This window comes from Desulfovibrio piger (assembly GCF_012843875.1).
GTDB lineage: Bacteria > Desulfobacterota > Desulfovibrionia > Desulfovibrionales > Desulfovibrionaceae > Desulfovibrio.
In genome coordinates this window covers 1-17,412 of the sequence record NZ_JABAFY010000050.1, presented here as the reverse complement: position 1 = coordinate 17,412, position 17,412 = coordinate 1, and the positions used below count along the sequence as shown (strand labels likewise).

General features: G+C 65.4%; 14 protein-coding genes and 1 tRNA gene. 5 read left to right on the top strand and 10 right to left on the bottom strand.

The window, feature by feature from the left end; genetic code table 11:
- On the top strand, positions 1–482 hold a 482-nt coding region (locus HF854_RS10450), incomplete at its 5' end, for a MucR family transcriptional regulator (protein WP_346765657.1).
- 164 nt (positions 483–646) lie between these two features.
- Here HF854_RS10450 and HF854_RS10445 read toward each other — a convergent pair.
- The 6 genes from HF854_RS10445 to nikA form a co-directional block, all read right to left on the bottom strand.
- Entirely contained in the window at positions 647–1,426 is a 780-nt protein-coding gene (locus HF854_RS10445; protein WP_168936226.1) for a class I SAM-dependent methyltransferase, read from the bottom strand.
- Between the two features lie 205 nt (positions 1,427–1,631).
- The gene (locus HF854_RS10440; RefSeq protein ID WP_168936225.1) at positions 1,632–2,456 is read right to left on the bottom strand and encodes an ABC transporter ATP-binding protein; all 825 of its coding nucleotides are present in this window, start codon (positions 2,454–2,456) and stop codon (positions 1,632–1,634) included.
- The gene (locus HF854_RS10435) at positions 2,456–3,268 is read right to left on the bottom strand and encodes an ATP-binding cassette domain-containing protein (protein WP_205906104.1); all 813 of its coding nucleotides are present in this window, start codon (positions 3,266–3,268) and stop codon (positions 2,456–2,458) included. Before HF854_RS10435 ends, HF854_RS10440 begins: the two co-directional genes overlap by 1 nt.
- Positions 3,265–4,110, bottom strand: coding sequence for a nickel/cobalt ABC transporter permease (gene opp1C / locus HF854_RS10430; protein ID WP_168936224.1), 846 nt, complete (start codon positions 4,108–4,110; stop codon positions 3,265–3,267). The genes HF854_RS10435 and opp1C overlap by 4 nt, the downstream gene beginning before the upstream one ends.
- On the bottom strand, positions 4,107–5,042 hold the full coding sequence (opp1B, locus tag HF854_RS10425) for a nickel/cobalt ABC transporter permease (protein ID WP_168936223.1): 936 nt from the start codon (positions 5,040–5,042) through the stop codon (positions 4,107–4,109). Before opp1B ends, opp1C begins: the two co-directional genes overlap by 4 nt.
- Before the next feature lie 65 nt (positions 5,043–5,107).
- Positions 5,108–6,694: a nickel ABC transporter substrate-binding protein gene (gene nikA / locus HF854_RS10420; protein WP_168936227.1), complete on the bottom strand. Its 1,587-nt coding sequence runs from the start codon at positions 6,692–6,694 to the stop codon at positions 5,108–5,110.
- Between the two features lie 109 nt (positions 6,695–6,803).
- Here nikA and HF854_RS10415 point away from each other — a divergent pair, with 109 nt between their 5' ends.
- A complete protein-coding gene (locus tag HF854_RS10415) occupies positions 6,804–8,351 on the top strand; it encodes an outer membrane homotrimeric porin (protein WP_168936222.1) in 1,548 nt (515 codons plus the stop codon).
- 241 nt (positions 8,352–8,592) lie between these two features.
- On the opposite strand, the gene HF854_RS10410 is transcribed toward HF854_RS10415, so the two are convergent.
- Together HF854_RS10410 and HF854_RS10405 are read right to left on the bottom strand one after the other, a co-directional pair.
- Positions 8,593–8,669 (bottom strand) — tRNA-Glu (locus tag HF854_RS10410).
- 144 nt (positions 8,670–8,813) lie between these two features.
- Positions 8,814–9,551 (bottom strand): sulfite exporter TauE/SafE family protein, encoded by a 738-nt coding sequence (locus HF854_RS10405; RefSeq protein WP_168936221.1) that lies wholly within the window; start codon positions 9,549–9,551, stop codon positions 8,814–8,816.
- Between the two features lie 500 nt (positions 9,552–10,051).
- Here HF854_RS10405 and HF854_RS10400 point away from each other — a divergent pair, with 500 nt between their 5' ends.
- Positions 10,052–11,173 carry a radical SAM protein gene (locus HF854_RS10400; RefSeq protein ID WP_168936220.1) on the top strand — a complete coding sequence of 374 codons (1,122 nt, stop codon included), beginning with the start codon at positions 10,052–10,054 and terminating at the stop codon, positions 11,171–11,173.
- Between the two features lie 97 nt (positions 11,174–11,270).
- Positions 11,271–13,136 carry an excinuclease ABC subunit UvrC gene (gene uvrC / locus HF854_RS10395; protein WP_168936219.1) on the top strand — a complete coding sequence of 622 codons (1,866 nt, stop codon included), beginning with the start codon at positions 11,271–11,273 and terminating at the stop codon, positions 13,134–13,136.
- A gap of 322 nt (positions 13,137–13,458) precedes the next feature.
- Here uvrC and HF854_RS10390 read toward each other — a convergent pair whose 3' ends face one another.
- Entirely contained in the window at positions 13,459–14,133 is a 675-nt protein-coding gene (locus HF854_RS10390; RefSeq protein ID WP_168936218.1) for a hydrolase, read from the bottom strand.
- 46 nt (positions 14,134–14,179) lie between these two features.
- Positions 14,180–15,895, bottom strand: a complete 1,716-nt coding sequence (locus HF854_RS10385; RefSeq protein ID WP_168936217.1) for an aldehyde ferredoxin oxidoreductase family protein — start codon at positions 15,893–15,895, stop codon at positions 14,180–14,182.
- 338 nt (positions 15,896–16,233) lie between these two features.
- On the opposite strand from HF854_RS10385, the gene hisC reads away from it, so the two are divergent.
- A complete protein-coding gene (gene hisC / locus HF854_RS10380; RefSeq protein ID WP_168936216.1) occupies positions 16,234–17,412 on the top strand; it encodes a histidinol-phosphate transaminase in 1,179 nt (392 codons plus the stop codon).

The following is a 17,412-nucleotide window of genomic DNA, read 5'->3' as shown; positions in this document are numbered from 1 at the left end:
ACGAAAATCTGTTTGTTTCATGGGACGAGATTACCACACCTTTTAAAATCAAAAAACATGCCGGACATCCTCTTAATATGGCCATCGAGCGCCGGGTCAACGCGCAGGCCGAGCAGCCTGTGAAGGTCGAAGAGGCCGCGCCTGCCGCTCTGCCCCCCGTGGACGAGCCCCTTCCCGTCGAAGAGGAAAAGAAGCCCGCCCCGGCCCCCAAAAAGATCTTCACCAAGGCCGATCTGGTCTTCAATCCCGCGGAAGCCATCACGGACAACACCATCACCTGCTGCCTGTGCGGCAAGGCGGCCTGCTCCCTGACGTCCCGCCATCTGGCCAATCACGGCATCAATGTGGAAGAGTACAAATACCTCTGCGGCTATCCTTCCGAGCAGAAGCTGATGTCCCGGAATTTCGAAGCCAAGATGCGCCGCAATGTCCAGAGGGCCCAGCAGGCGCGCAAGGAAAAGCGCCGGGCCGAAAACGCCTAACGCCATCATGGCATGGCCTGCTCTGCTCCCAGGAGCGGGCATGATCCGTCCCGTAGTGAAAAGAAACAAAGAAGGGGATGCCCACGGGCACCCCCTTCTTTGTTTCTTCCGACATGCCGGCAGTCGCGGCAACGCCCCTCCGAATCCCGCCACAGGGCAGAGCATCAGGGACGATACGCACGCAGGGCAAACATGGGCACCGGATTGTAGGTGGCGTCCCGCCGGACGAAGATCCGCCCGCTGAGCCCGGTATCACAGCTGCAACGGACAAAGCCCGCCCGTGCCAGGGCCTCCATGTCCCACTGCGGCCGTTCCCGGCGGCTCAGGGGCAGGGAACGGCGGATGTCCTCCCCTTCCTGCAGGAGGGCACTATCCACATCGGCATGGGCATGTTGCCCCTTCTCATCGGCAAGCCGGGTAAAGTCCACCGCCCCGTAATCGGCATCAAAATTGAGCAGTACGCCGCCGGGCCGCAGCACCCGCAACCACTCCGCATAGACCGCCTCGGGATCCGTCAGCGTCCAGGTCAGGTTGCGGGCCAGGACGCCGTCAAAGGACGAATCCCCAAAGTCCAGCTCCGTGGCACTCATGCAGCGCCAGTCCACCGTGCAGCCTGCCTCATCGGCCAGTGCGGCGGCCTGGGCGAGCATCCCCTCGCTCAGATCGACGCCCGTGACCTCGCAGCCCGCCTGTGCCAGCAGGATGGCAAAAAATCCCGCGCCCGTGCCCAGATCCAGTATGCGCAGGGCGGTCCCGTCTTCCCTGCGCGGCAGCCAGGGCAGGATCTCCGCCCGCCACAGGGAGGACTTGTCACTCTGCAATTCCTCACGGCGTACCTGCCCGAAAGCGTCGGAACGCCGGGTCCAGTAACGCCGGATGCGCCCGTCGAGCCCGGGCCGGGCCTTAACAGCATCCCCGGGGATGCCGGTAGTCTGCTCCATCATGTGCTCCTTTACGGTGTCGTGCGGGTATCGGCAGCCCTTGCCTCTGGGCCGTCTTTTTCCCTGCGGCACGATCACGAAATCTTGCCCGTCTCATGGACGGGATGCGGCCGGTCGTTCCCTGCCGGTGCCGTGCCGCAAATCTGCAGCCACCCTGCCGCCATGCCCGCAGGATGCTTTACGGCAGAGAGCCATGCGCTCCTGTCGTTCAGACCTTCGTTGCCCCGGGGGCTCTTCCTGTCCCGGCAGCTTCGTCACAGCTCCCGTCCCATGCGGAGCGGAACGGGACGACTGTTTCCAGCATCCGCCGCAAGCGCGGGCTGCGGGCGCTCCCCAGCTGCGACACCGGCAGATGCTCCGCACAGCGGCCCTGATCCAGGACCAGCAAACTGTCACAGACCAGTGTTGCGGCCTGGAGATCATGGGTGATGAAAAGGCAGGTCGTGTCGCTGCGAATGTCCCGCAGCAATTCCAGTATCTGCACCTGTACCGGGACATCCAGCGAGCTCACGGCCTCGTCCAGCACCAGAAAGGACGGTCGCGCGGCCAGCGCCCGCGCGATGCAGGCCCGCTGCACCTGGCCGCCGCTGAGTTCATGCGGCAGACGGCCGGACAATGAAGGCGAAAGCCCCACGCGTTCCAGCAGCCTGTCCACTTCCCGTCGCCGCTCCCGGCGGGAAAGGCGGCAGCCCGGCCCCAGGCCCTCGTCCACGGCCTCCGCCAGTGTAAAGCCCGGATCGACCGAGGTCACATAGTCCTGAAAGACCACGGAGAGCCTCCCGCCCCGGGCCCGCCATTGCCGCAAGGGCTGACCTTCCAGCAGCACGATACCACGGTCGGGCCGCTCCAGCCCCAGCAGCAGACGGGCCAGCGTGCTCTTGCCGCTGCCGCTCTCGCCCACCAGGCCCGCCATCTCGCCCCGCTCCAGACAGAAGTCCAGCCCCTGCAGCACGGGCCGGGAGCCCCCTCCATGGGGGACGGCATAGGTCTTCCAGATATCCCGGACGGCAAGAAAGATGTCGCTGCCGCTCATCACCTGTCTCCCAGAGCCTGCCGGAAGCCCCGCCACAGGGCCAGCCGGGTACGGACCAGATGCCGGGCGCAGGCATGGCCCGGCGCATCGAAAAGCTGTGCCGCCTGCCCATACTCGACGCAGCGCCCCGCCTGCATGACCAGCACCTCGTCTGCCAGCTGCTGTACGGCGCCAAGATCGTGCGAGACGAAAATTAGTGAGGCATCACGGGCCACGTCGGCCAGACAGCGCAGTACCTGCTGCTGATGGCAGGCATCCAGAGCGGTGGTAGGCTCATCGGCCACCACCAGCGCGGGCCGCAGGGCCAGCGTCAGGGCGATCATGCAGCGTTGGAGCATGCCGCCGGACAACTGGTGCGGGTAGCTGCTCAGGACGGTCTCCGGCAGGTCCACCCGCTGCAGGGCCTCGCAAACAGCCTCCCGGGCCCGGGCAGCGGACATCCGCCCCCTGTCCCGCAAGGCCCCCTCCAGCTGCTTTCCCAAAGGCCTGAGAGGATCGAAGGCCGTCATGGCCTGCTGCAGGATGACGGCCATACCCGTGCCGCGCAGCTCCCGCCAGCCTGCGGGATCGAGACGGCCCAGGTCGCGGCCGTCGAAATGCAATTGCCCGCTCCGGACCAGACCGGACGGCAGCAGGCCCAGTAGGGCCCGGCAGAGCAGGCTCTTGCCGCTACCGCTCTCGCCCACGATGCCCAGACAGTGCCCGCGTTGCAGCGAAAAGCTCACGTCCTGCACCAGCGGCCTGCCGGACAGGCCCTCCGTGACGGAGACATGCCGCAGTTCCAGCAGCGGCACGGGATGTCCATGATTCACAGCACAGGCTCCTTGTGCATGGCGTGCCTGGGGTCCAGGGCATCACGCAGGCTGTCGCCCAGATAGTTGCAGGCCGCCACCACCAGCAGGATGGCCAGCCCGGGCGGCAGCATCTGCCATGGGTACAGGACCATCACCTCGCGCGCCTCGCCCAGCATCATGCCCCATTCCGGTGTGGGCGGCTGCACGCCGAGCCCCAGAAAGGACAGGGCCGAGACCATCAGTATCACCGCGCCGGTATCCAGCGTGGCCAGGACGCTGATCTCCCCGGCAGCGCAGGGCAGCAGATGACGCCTCATGATGTGGCCCGTGCCGTAGCCCGCCACACGCGCGAAACGCACGAAGTCCCTGTCCGCATAACGGAGGGTGATGGTCCGCATCATGCGCGCGTACCACGGCCACTTGGCCACCACGCAGGCCAGCACCACGTTCTCCAGCCCCGGCCCCAGCATGCCCACGATGGCCAGCACCATGACCTCGCCGGGGAAGGAGAGCATCACGTCGCACAGCCGCATGAGGCAGGACTCCACCCGCCCGCGCACAAGGCTCGCCAGCATGCCCAGCAGGGCCCCCAGCGAGACCGTGGCCCCCATGGCCAGCAGCGAGACGCCCAGCGTGGCCCGGGCCCCGTAGAGCAGGCGGGAAAAGATGTCGCGCCCCAGCCTGTCCGTGCCCAGCCAGTGTTCGGGCCCGCAGGGGGCCAGCTTGCGGCTGCCGTCCACGGCCAGCGGATCCCAAGGCGTCAGCCACGGGGCCAGCAGGGCCGCCAGCAGCACGATGCCCAGGAACAGCAGGCAGGCCAGGCCAGCCCTGTCATGCAGCAAGGCCCGTACGCACCTCATCGCAGCCCCCGTTCACGCAGACGCGGGTCCAGCAGGCCCGCACAAATGTCCATGCACAGGTTGCCGGCCACAAACAGCACGGCCATCAGCAGGACATAGGCCTGGATGACGGGAAGATCCCGGTTGAAGATGGCCGTGACGCACAGGCGCCCCAGACCGGGCCAGGCAAAGATGCACTCCACCACAAAGCTGCCTGCCACCAGCTTGGGCAGGCTCATGCCCAGGGCCGTGAGGCTGGCCTGCAGAGAATTACGGAGCACCATGTGCAGGACGGCCCCCCGGCTGCGGCCGCAGGCCCGGGCGTAGAGGACGAAGTCTTCCTGCGCGGTCTGCACCATGCTGTTGCGCAACAGCCGGGCATAGGCGGCCAGATAGGGCAAGGCCAGCGTCACGGCCGGGAGCACCAGCGAGGACGGCCCCTCAAGGCCGCCGGTAGGCAGCCAGTCCAGATGGACGGAGAACAGCCAGATCAGCAGCAGCCCCGCCCAGAAGGCCGGTACGGAGGTACCCAGGAAAAGCAGGGCCCGCAGCAGGCGGTCCACCACCCTGCCCTCATGGCGGACACAGACCAGGGCCACGGCCAGGCTGCACACCAGCATGATGGCCGCGGCCGTCCCCGCCAGCATCAGGGTGGGCGGCAGGGCCCGGGCCAGCTCCCCGGCCACGGGCCGCCCGTTCACATAGCTCATGCCCAGGTCGCCCCGAAGTACATCCGCGAGCCAGCGTAGGTAACGTTCCGGAAAGGGCCTGTCCAGCCCGAGCTGCGTGCGCACCTCGGCCAGCAGTTCCGGCGTGGGGGTCATGTCATTGACCCGGATGACCACTTCCGCCGGGTCCCCGGGGCTGAGCTGGATGAGGACGAACGACAGGAACGATATCCCCAGCAAGAGCGGCACGAGCCCCAGCAGGCGACGCAACAGGCAATGCTTCATGTCCATCCTTCATCTTTGTCCCGGTGCCTCCAGTCCATGCCTGCCGGACACCGGGACGCGGTGCATCAAAAATACATTTTCTCGAAGGGGATCTCGTACTGCGACACGCCGAACGAAACGCCCTTGAGCTCCCGCACGTGGACGGCCTTGGTGCGGGAATAGGTCAGCGGGATATAGACGCCCTCATCATGTACATACCCGAGGATCTCCGCATACAGGGCCTTGCGGCGCTCCTCGTCCGTCTCGGTCATCAAACGGGTGATGGCCGCATCCAGCCATTCCTTGCGATCCAGACCCAGCTGGGCCTGATAGTCCCCGTGCGCCGGGATGCGCCACGAGGAAATATAGGACTGCGGGTCGTAAGGCGTGCCCCAGGACAGGGAATACTGCAATTCAAAGTCGCCGCTCTTCTGGCGATCCAGAAAGGCCTGCTTCTCCTCGCCCACGATCTTCATCTCCACCCCTATCTTTTTCAGGTCCGCCTGCATGTACTCGCCGATGCTGCGCTCCTGCGCATTCTGCGAATTGTAGTACAGGCGCACGCTGGCCCTCCGTCCGTCCTTGTAGCGCCAGCCGTCGGCCGCCATGAGCCAGCCCGCCCCGTCCAGCAGACGCGCCGCCTTTTCCGGGTCATGGCCGCGCGCCTCCAGCGGCAGGTCGCAATAGGCCACCGTGGAGGCCAGCAGGCTGGGGGCCACGGTCTCGGAACCGTTGAGGATGGTGGCGGCGATGCCTTCCCTGTCCACCGCATACTGCAGGGCCAGGCGCACGTCCCGCTCCCGGGTGAACGGCTGGTGAGCGTTGAGCAGTATGGCCCGCGAGGCGATGGGCTGGCTGATGGCCGCCGCATAGCGCCCCTCACGACGGATGGCGTCGAAATTGTCCAGGTTGAGCATGTCGCCATCGGCCCCGAACACCAGATCCACGTCCCCCTTGTGCAGGGCCAGCAGGATGGCCTGGTGGTCGGGCATCACCTTCCAGCGCACGGCCTGCAAACGTGGCTTCTCTCCCCAGTAAGAGGGATTGGCCGTGAACAGGGCGTACTGGTTCTCCTTGTGTTCCTTCAGTATCCACGGGCCCGTGCCCACGAGGCCGCATACGCCGTTGCGCGTCTGACCGTCGATGAAGCAGGACGGCGAGATGAAACGGAAAGGCCGCAACAGCCCCAGCTCGATGAGAGTGGGATAATAGGGGTGCTTGAGTACCAGACGCCAGGTATGGCTGTCCACGACTTCATGGCGTTCGATCTCGTTGATCATGTCCAGCCAGGCGTGGCGCAGGCGATTGGCGATGATGGCATCCATGTTCAGGCGGACGGCCTCGGCATCGAAGGGCGTCCCGTCGCTGAAGGTCACACCACGGCGCAGATGGAAGGTATAGACGCGGCCGTCGGGCGAGATCTCCCAGCTTTCGGCCAGCCAGGGCCGGACACCTTCCGCCGTGTTGATGACCAGGGGCTCGAAGACCATGCCCTGGGCTGCCATCTCGCCGCCGTACAGGTGCGGATTGATGTCCCGGATGTCCTTGGTGCTGGCATAGACCAGCTCCTCGCGCGGCGCACCGGCCTGTCCCTTCTCCTCTTCCCGGCAGCCGGCCAGCAGGCTCAGGCCGCAGAGCAGCAGCCAGCATACCAGCAGTTTGCCCATCCTCATTTTTTCCACAGGAACCTCCCCACAATAGTGGCATGTTTTTAAAAAGCGTGCTACCAGAAAATCGTAGCACGCTTTCTAAAAACATGCCACACATTTCAGAGGAGGACAGATGAAGAAAAACAAGCCGTATGGCGCAGCCGCCGCCCTGCTGGCCGGGGCCCTGCTGGGGGGGCTCATGACCGCGCCCGGAGCCCACGCCGTGGACTTTCGTGTCAAAGGCGTCTGGATCGCCATGCTCGAATACGGGGATGGCGGCAGCTTTGTCCGCAAGGACAGGGAAGGGAAAAACGTGCAGGGCTGGGGGCGCTGGGGCGAGGACCGTTTCGAGGCCAAGAACCGCGTACGCCTGCAACTGGATGCCGCGGTGTCCGATGCCCTTTCCGGCAGCGTCTATTTCGAGATAGGCGGGGCCACCTGGGGCCGCGCCCGCAGCGGCGGGGCCCTGGGGGCTGACGGCCAGATCGTCAAGATCAAGCACAGCTATCTGGACTGGAACCTCCCCGGCACGGGACTCAAGGCACGCATGGGCCTGCAGCGCATCTTCCTGCCCGATTTCGTCACCGATGCCTCACAGGTCTTCGATGCCGACGTGGCCGGGATCAGCGTCGCCGCCCCGCTCACGGAACATCTGTCCCTGACGGCCTTCTGGGCGCGGGCCTTCAATGACAACTGGGCCGCCCCCGATGGCGGCCAAAGCGGCTGGCTGGACAATGCGGACTTCTTCGGCCTTTTGCTGCCGGTGACGTATGAAGATATACGCCTCACCCCCTGGGCGCTGCTGGGAACGATCGGCAAGAACGCGTTCCGCCACGGCAACGGACGGTTCTACAGCCGCAACAGCGAAGGGAGCTACGGCATCGGCCTGTCCCCATCCGCCTATCGCTTCGATGGCCGCGAGAGCAGCCTGGCCCACGCCACGGCCTTCTGGGCGGGCCTCACCGGCGAGATCACGGCGGCCCGGCCGTTGCGTCTGGCCTGGAGCGCGGCCTGGGGCAGCGTCGCCACAGGGGATGCCGCCCTCGACCGTCACGGCTGGTATGCCTCGGCCCTGGCCGAATACGCGCTGGACTGGGGCACTCCCGGCATCTATGGCTGGTACAGCAGCGGCGATGACGGGGATCCCGCCAACGGTTCCGAGCGCATGCCCACCATCGAGGCCAACAACGAAAGCACCAGCAGCGTGGCCGGCTTCGGCACCTTGGGCACCTGGACCCTGGGCCGGGACACCCTGCTGGGCTCCACACTGGTGGGCACCTGGGGCCTGGGCCTGCGTGTGTGCGATATCAGCTTTTTCGAAGACCTGAGCCACACGATCCATCTCAACTATTATCAGGGCACCAACAGCGCCGGCATGGCCCGCCACATCAAGGGGGCCGGCGGCCCTGACATCGTCCGCCCCAACGGGACGGACTTCAATACCGCCAATTACTACGGGCTGTACCTGACCGACAGAGATCGGGCCATGGAAGTGGGCATCATGAGCACCTATACCCTCCACGAGAACCTGAAGCTGCTGGTGGAGGCCAATTACATCGCCCTGTGGCTGGACAACAGCCCGGATGTCTGGGGCGGCTACCACGCCGGAGGACGCCGCTACGCCGCCAACAGCACCGAGGATGCCTGGAATATGAACGTGAGCTTCATCTACAAATTCTAGCCTGCGGGCCTCAAGGCCTGTTTCCCGCAGCCGCCGTCCGTCCGGGATTCCCGGATGCGGCGGCTGTTCTGTTCGAAAAAACAGATCTCCGCCACAGGCCACACGACCTTGCCTGAGGCGGCCCAATTCCCCGTGGACGCTCGCGCAAAGCATGTCCCGAACAAGAAAGCCCTCGCGGTCTCCCGCAAGGGACTGAAACGAAAAAGGCACCTGCATCACTGCAGGTGCCTTGATTCCTTGTTGGCGTCCCCAAGGGGATTTGAACCCCTGTCGACGGCGTGAAAGGCCGTTGTCCTGGGCCGGCTAGACGATGGGGACGCATCGAACTCGTTCTATGTATGGGAAATGCTGCCGGAGGTCAAGTAAAAATTTTGGAATCTGCAAAATTTTTTTGAAAGGGTCGGAAAACATCCGTCGCAGCCTGCCCGATCCCCCGGCCTGCCCTTCCCCGCTGTCCGCCACTTACCAGATGGAGCGTACCAGGCAGACCACGCCGCAGATGGCGATGATGGCCAGCAGGACACGGCGGAACAAAAGCACGTTGATGCGCTTGACCACAGGGAAGGCCGCCAGGCTGCCCAGCATCACGCCGGGCGTCCCGTACATGGCCATGCCCAGCACCTCGGGCGTGAAGAAGCCGTGCCACCACTGCAGCACCAGAGTGATGATGCCGCGCAGCATGAAGAAGACGCTCACCGTGCCCAGAAAGACACGCGGCTCCCAGCCCACGGCCAGGCCAAAGGCGGCCATGGGCGGCCCGTCCAGGGCGATGCCCGTGCCCAGCAGACCGGCGCCGAAGCCGCAGGCCACGCCCACCGGCTGCAAGCGGGCCCCGCCGCCGCGCCCCCCATGCACATAGAGCTGCCAGTACACGAAGAACAGCAGCAGGATGCCCACGATGCCCTGCAGGACGGCGCCGGAACAGATCTGCAGCAGATAGACGCCCGCAAAGGAGCCGGGCACCGCGCCCAGCAGCAGCCAGGGCATGGCATCGAAGCGGCAGAAGCGCACATGCATGGCGATCATGCAGGCATCCTTGAAAAAGCAGACCAGGCAGCTCAGAGGGATAAGCGCGTGCATGGGGATGGCCAGCGCCAGGAAGGGAAAGGCGAACATGGTGCCGCCGATGCCGCTGACACCGGAGACGAAACCACCGGCGAACCAGCAGACAAAAACAAAGATATCAAGTGCATCGGGCATGGCATCCTCCTTTCTCGCCCCGGCATGGGGCCGTGCCCCCGCCGCCGTCATGGCTCTTACAGGGCTTTGCCTCCGGCGGCAAGACAAGAATGGCTTTCTCCTGCCATCCCGGAGGGATGATGTCCATTCCGCCCTCCCCGCCCTGCTCCATGGCAAAGCCCCAATAGCCGACGGGACGCCACGCCGCCGCCCCGCAGGCCTCCCGATGCGGGCGAAGGAGACGGGCTGTCCCCTGCCGGAAAGGAGGCGGCAGCCGTTGTCCCCAAAGCGGGGCACGTGCTGCGGTGCCCGGCGAGTTCCCGCAGTTCGCCTGTGGCCACGGCTGCGGAGACCCGTTCCATGGCATTTGCCCTCTCCCTGCCCGCCGCATGTGCCAAAAGGAACAACATCCGCGTCCCGGAGCGTGCCGCATAGACCTTTTGCCCGGACTGTGCTATGTCGGAAGGACCGTCGCCCAACCGGCGCCCGCCTTCCCGGCCCGCGCACAGCAGGAGAAGTCCATGCCGTCCGATGACTGTCTGAAAAAGCTCTACATAGAACCCACAGCGCGCTGCAACCTGCGCTGCAAGATGTGTTTCCGCAACAGCTGGAAGAACGAGATCATCGGCGACATGCGGCCGGAGACCTTCCGCAAGGCCATGACGACCATGCCCGACAGCGTGGAGACCGTCTTTTTCGGCGGCATGGGCGAGCCCCTGGCCCACCCGGACATCGTGGAGATGGTGAGCACGGCCTCCTCGCTGGGCAAGCGCGTGGAGCTGCTGAGCAACGGGACCCTGCTGGATGCCCGGCGCACGGCCGAGCTGCTGGATGCCGGTCTGGACATGCTCTGGCTGTCCATCGACGCCCTGGACGACGGCCGCTATGCGCAGATCCGCCGCAACAGCCAGCTGGCGCTGGTCAAGGAACATATCGTGGAGTTCAACCGCCAGCGCGCCCGTCTGGACAGGACCGTGCGTCTGGGCGTGGCCTTCGTGGTCATGAAGAGCAATGCCCACGAGCTGGCCCTCCTGCCCTATTTCTCCACCTACTACAAGGTGAACGAGGTCAACATCTCCAACGTCATCCCCACGGACGAGCATACGGCCTCGGAAGTGCTCTACAACAACGTGGTGGACTGGGGCCTGGGCGATCCCGCGCCCATGGAAAGTTCGCCGCGCATCCACCTGCCGCTCATGGACTGGCAGGACCCGGCGGCCCAGGAAGGCCTGCGCAGCCTGCTCTCCACCTCCATGTGCAGCGTCTACCTTTCCGGCCAGCGCGTCAGCCGGGCGGCCCGGCACTGCCGCTTCATCGACGAGGGCATGGCCTTCGTCAAGTTCGACGGCCATGTCAGCCCCTGCATGTCCCTGCTGCGCAATGCCACCCTTTACTGGCGCCAGAAGCAGCGCGAGACCCGCAGCCACTTTTTCGGCGATCTGGCGGAACAGGGCCTGGACGAGATCTGGAACGCCCCGGACTATGCCGACTTTCGCCGCCGGGTGCGCAATTTCGAGTTCTCGCCCTGCTACCGGTGCAGCCTGTGCGAGAACTGGGAACAGGGCCTTACCGACTGTTACGGCAACGATGCCCCCACCTGTGGCGGCTGCCTCTGGTCCGAGGGCGTCATCAGCTGCCCGTAGGCCGGTATCCTGTGGCGGGAGCGGGAAGGGGGCTTCCTGCTCCCCCGGCCCCGGCCCGCGGCTTGCCCTGCTCCGCGCCCGCCTGTAGCATGGGGCCATGCAGAAACCCGATCCTTCTTCCATCCCCCTCTCGCCCGGTGTCTACCTGTACCGGGACGGCAAAGGCCAGGTCATCTATGTGGGCAAGGCGCGCATCCTGCGCCGCCGCGTGCTCTCCTATTTCCGCCCCGAAGGCCTGCCCGCCAAGACAAAAGCCATGCTGGCCCACGCGCAGAGCATCGAATTCCTGACCACCACCACGGAAAAGGAAGCCCTGCTGCTGGAAGCCAGCCTCATCAAGAAATACCGGCCGCATTACAATATCGTGCTGCGCGACGACAAGCAGTACGTGCTCTTCCGCGTGAACATCAAGCACCCCTTCCCCCGGCTGGAGGTGGTGCGCAAGGCCCGGCGCGACGGGGCCCGCTATTTCGGGCCCTTCACGTCCTCGCTGGCCGCCCGCGAGACCTGGAAGCTGCTGCACCGGGCCTTCCCCCTGCGCCGCTGCTCCGACAGGGCCATGAAGAACCGCGTGCGCCCCTGCCTTTACCATCATATGGGCCAGTGCCCGGCCCCCTGCATGGGGCTGGTCACGGCCGAGGACTATTTCGAAGGCGTGCGCCGCGTCTGTGACCTTTTGCAGGGCAAGGCCGACCCCCTGCTCAAGGAATTGCACAGCCGCATGGAAGCCGCTGCGGAAGCTCTGGAATTCGAACAGGCCGCCGTGCTGCGCGACCAGATCCGCGCCGTGGAAAAGACCGTGGAACGACAGGCCACGGTCCTGCCCGGCGGCGGCGACATGGACGTGCTGGGACTGTTCCAGGCGGAGCGGGGCCTAGCCCTGGGGCTGGTCTTCGTACGCGGCGGCGCCATGACCGACGGCCGGGCCTTCTACTGGCCGGGCCTGACCTTCGACGACGCGCCGGAGCTGCTCTTTTCCTTCGTGGGCCAGTATTACGAACAGCTCACCCCGCCGCCGCGCATCCTGCTGCCCTGGCTGCCCGCAGCCGTGCAGGAGGCTGACGGGGAAGACGGCGGCACGGACGGGGCCCCCGACGAGCGCAGCCTGCTGGAACAGGCCCTTTCCGAACGGCGCGGCGGCCCGGTGCGGCTGGTGGCGCCGCAGAACCCGGCCGACAACCGTCTGGTGGACGTGGCCCAGTCCAATGCCCGCGAAGAGGCCCGGCGGCGAGAAAAGCTGGAGGAAACGCCCCTGCCGGAACGGCTGGCGCGGGCCCTGCACCTGCCGGGCGCGCCCCGGCGTATCGAATGCGTGGACGTGTCCCATACCGGCGGCCACCAGACCCGCGTGGGCATGGTTGTCTATGAGGACGGCCGCCCCAGCCCCGACCAGTACCGGGCCTATGCCATGCCCGACGGCGGCGACGATTACGGCACGCTCTATGCCTGGGTGGCCCGGCGTCTGGAAAGCGGTCCGCCCTGGCCCGACCTGATGCTCATCGACGGGGGCCGCGGCCAGCTGGCCGTGGTGGAACGCGCCCTGGCCGATGCGGGCAAGGCCGATTTCTTCCCGCTGGCGGCCATCGCCAAGGCCCGGGACGAGGCTGGCCATGCCGACCGGCGCGCGGGCAATGTGGCCGACCGCATCTTCCTGCCCGGCCGCAGCAATCCCCTGCCCCTGCGCGAAGGCTGCGCGGAGCTGCTCTTTTTGCAGAACGTGCGTGACGCCACGCACCGTTTCGCCATCGGCCGTCACCGCAAGGCGCGCGGTCAGGCCGCCCTTTCCGGCGAGCTCATGCGCCTGCCCGGCATCGGCCCGGCCACGGCACGCCTGCTCTGGGAGACCTTCGGCAGTCTGGAGGCCATGCGGGCCGCCAGCGTGGACGATCTGCGCCGCCTGCCCGGCATCGGGGCTTCCAGGGCCGCCCTGCTGCACGAAAAGCTGAAAGGACTGGAGGGCTGAGTAAACGGGAGCACGTCTCCCCTGCCCTTCCCCCGTCTTCCCGCTCTGCCGCGGCTTGCAGGATGGCGGGAAGGGAAAGGGGCTCTTCACGCCTTCGCCGCTCCCCCCGGGGAACAGGGGGACAGGCCGCCCCGCGCGAGAGCGCCATGGCGGCAAAGAACGACAGAAAGCCCGCCGGAGAAGACTCCGGCGGGCTTTTTTGTACATCCGGCAGGCCTTTCCCCTGTCCCCATGCAAGGATGGGGATACCGGACGAACGGGGGCGCTCTCCTGCCACAAGGAGGGAGGATGCCCCGGTCGTCCTTCGGGGAACCGGCGTGCGCTATGCGGCCTCCGTCTGCTTTGAGGACAACAGGGCCAGCAGCAGCCCCAGGATCGCTCCCAGGACAGCCGCGAACAGGACACGGAAGGACGGAGGCAAGAGGAACGTCACGGTATGGACCGGGATCCAGAACCAGAGCAGGGAACGGCACAGCACGTTTTTCCAGAAGCTGTTCCAGTCCACGGACTGCAGGAGCCTGCCGGTCTGCGGGGCATTCCAGAGGCAGGCCAGACGCCCCTGATACTGGGCGATGTGCAGGTCAGCCACCTTGTGCGCGATCATCATGATGGGAGCGAACATGGTGTTCATCGTCAGGCTGACGGAAAACGCCGTCAGGATCTTCGTCGTGCCCAGCGGGCCGGAAAGGGCCTGTTCCGCCGCTTCCATGCCGAGCAGGTGCAGGATGGCCGGCGCTCCCGCAGAAAAGATCATGAAGGCTGCCGAGATGGCGACACCCAGGCAGCCCCACACCACGGCGCGGGGGATGAGGCCGAAGCCGGCCGTCATATAGACCCCTTTGGTCAACCGCAGTGCCAGGCATTCGCCCAGGGTCGCCAGCAAGGCGAACTTGCAAAAGCCCATGAAGAAAGGATGCCCCGCCGTCATGGAGGTGTAGGCCTCCATGACGCTCTCGGAACACAAAAGGACCAGGGCGCAGAACGCGATGCCCCCCATGCAGACGAGGTCTGCCGTACGACTGCCGAATCTTGCCTACATACGACTACCCCCGCTGTCCCGCGCTGAAATCGAGCGTCGATGCCAGCTGTTCCCGCGGGATGTCGAACACGCTGTCATGCGGCGGCAGGGCTTCTTCCCGCATGAAGGCCGGGATATCGTCCTCGGAGGCGTCAATATGCGCGCCGGCATTGAAGCGCTTTTCGTTCTCCAGCGTCTGCCGTCCCAGCGCCAGCACGTCGTCCGGCGTCCAGCTGCCGCCGTAGACCCCGGCCAGCATCTCGCCCACAAGGCCGAAGACAGCCGCATCCTCCGAGGGCATGGCCGAAAAGATGCACATCCCGAGGCTGTCAAAGACGGCCATCAGCGTCTGGGCGGCCCGCGAAGCCTCCACTTGTCCGGCAGTCCCCAGGGGATCCAGCCCCGGCATGCCGATGGTATTGCCCGCGGTATGGTCACCGCCCATGGGCGACGTGGCGCACGTGACGCCCGTGCCCTTCAGCGCCCGCGGATCATAGCCCGCCAGCGCCTGACGCTTGACGACAGGGATGCGCCGCACCCCGTATCGCTTGCCGAAGCGTTCCGTCCCCTCGGCCAGCTCCCGGCCCAGCACCGTCCCTTCCCGCATCTGGCGGATCATGTCGAGGATGCCGGCCGAGTCACCGTAGGGAAGGAGCCCGGCTTCCATGGCCATGGCGATGGTGGCCCCGGTCTCCATGGTATCGAGCCCGGTATCGTCGCACAGCCGGTCCACCGCCGCGACCGTATCCAGGTCCGCCACATCAAGGTTGGAGCCGTTGAGCGCGATGGTCTCGTATTCCATCCCCGAAGTCAGGTACTCACCATCAGGGCCATGATAAACATTGGAGCAGGCGATGGGGCACCCCACCTGGCAGGCATGGGTCATCTGGCCGCCGCGGGCCTGCTGCAGGGCCTGCATGCGCTCCCCGGAAAGGCCGTCCGCGCCTTCGAACCTGCCGGTCCGGTAATTGCGCGTGGGCATGGCCCCCATCTCGTTGATGACCGTCACCAGGGATGCCGTGCCGAAACGGGGCAGGACGGACCCCGTCATGGGGTGCTCGCGCAGAGCTTTCATATAGGCCTTGCTGGCTGCGCGGAAGCGGGCGGCGTCTTTCATGGCGGGACGCTGGTTCCCCTCCAGGAAAACGACGGCCTTGAGCCCCCGGCGGCCCATGACGGCCCCCAGACCGCCCCGGGCCGCAGCCCGTGAAGGATGCCCCTCCCTGTCCGTGACCTGCACCGAGGAGTTGAGGTACCGCCGCTCTCCGGCAGGACCGATACAGACGATGGAGATGCCCTCCCCGTAGCGGCTGCGCAAGAGCTCGCAGGTCCTGTATGTCCCCTGCATGGCCAGCCCCTCGGCATCATCCAGGCGGACATGGTCCTGGCCGACGACCAGGACCCGCATACCGTCGGCACTGCCGGAGACCACAAGGGCACGCAGCCCCAGCTTGGCCATGGCAAGACCGGCGGTCCCCCCGGCGTTCGCCTCCTTGATGGTGCCTGTGAGCGGACTTTTGCCGCCAAGGGAAAGGCGCCCGGACGTGGCCGCCAGGGTCCCCGCCATCAGACCGTTGCAGATCACCAGTTTGTTGTCGTCCCCCAGCGGGTCGCATGCGGGATCGATCTCCTTCAGCAAAAGGGCCGCTATCAGGCCCCTGCCGCCGAGCATGGGATACGTTTCGTCTGCATCCTCATAGCTGCTGTTTCCTGTGCGCATATCGAGTCGCAGTATCTTCATTGCATTGCTCCATCTGCCATATCTGGGTTCCATCCGGGAACAGTCTCTTTGTATTGGCAGATTCTGGATGCAAGCTGCGTGCCACACTCGTGATGCTTTTACCTGCTGCCGGGCGCTCTGTCCTGCCCATGCTTCGGACGAAAAGCGGCTGTTGCCGGAAACCGGCAAAGGCCCTTCCGGCAGTCGACATGATGCATACAGGCCGCACCGCAGCCCCCGGCCGCGGCCTTGCACAGGATTTGCATTTTCCCTCGCGGTATCCGGCCGCCATACGGGCGGCGCCCCTGCGCCCACTGCGATACGGCGGCAGGGAAACTTCCATGCCATGAGGAGAAGCCATGTACACCTGTGCCGTACGCCCGGAGATAGCCAGCCTGAGCGCCTATGTTCCCGGCATGTCCATTGCCGAGGTCAGGGAGCGCTACGGGCTTTCCCGTGTCATCAAGATGGCCAGCAACGAAAACCCGCTGGGGGTATCGCCGCTGGTACGAAAGGTGCTCGCCACCAGTCTGGAAGAGGCCTTCCGCTATCCGCAGGGCGGCAATCCCGCGCTGCGGGAAGCCCTGGCCCGTGCGCACCATGTCTCCCCGGAGCGCATCGTCGTCGGCAACGGCTCTGACGAGATCATCGACATGCTGATCCGCATGCTGGCCGTACCGGGCAGACATTCCGTGGTCTGCTTCGAGCCCTGCTTCAGCCTGTATCCCATACAGGCCAGGATCTGCGGGGTGGAGACGCGTCGCTGCCCCCTTTCCCCTGACTACAGTTTCGACCTCGATGCCCTGTTTTCCCTGGTGGATACCGGGACCCGTCTCGTCTTCGTGACGACGCCGGACAATCCCTCCGGCTACTGCCCGCCCCTGGCGGCCATGCGCCGTCTGGCAGAACAGCTGGAAAGACATTTTCCCCGCTGCCTGTTGGTGGTGGACGAGGCCTACATGGACTTTGCGGGCGCTTCCTGCGGGGATACCTCCCGCTTTTCCCTGCTGGCTTCGGGAGATTTGCCCGCCAATGTGGCCATCCTCAGGACTTTCTCCAAAAGTTACGGACTGGCCGGGCTGCGTCTGGGATACGGAGTGCTGCCTGCCGAACTGGCCGGGTTCTACTGGAGGGCCCGGCTGCCGTTCTTGGTCAACTCTCTTGCGGAAAAAGCCGGGCTGGCCGTGCTCCGGGACAGCGAATTTCGCAGGGCCACCCTGGAGTGCATACGCTCCGGACGGTGCCGGCTGACAGAGGGATTGCGACTTTTGGAATGTGATGTCTGGCCAAGTGAAGCAAACTTTCTCATGATACGTCTGCCTGAAGGATACGATGCTTCCTTATGTTTTGAGCATCTTTTGCAGTGCGGTATCATCATCCGTCCGCTTTCAAGCTACGGTATGCCTGACAAACTCAGGATAAGTATAGGGACAAAAGAAGATAATGAAGCTTTTTTGGAGGCATTAAGAGAATGTCCGGCATACATCTTGCTATACCAGTTTTCTCCAAAGGATACAGGCCAAAGCAAGGTAAAGTAG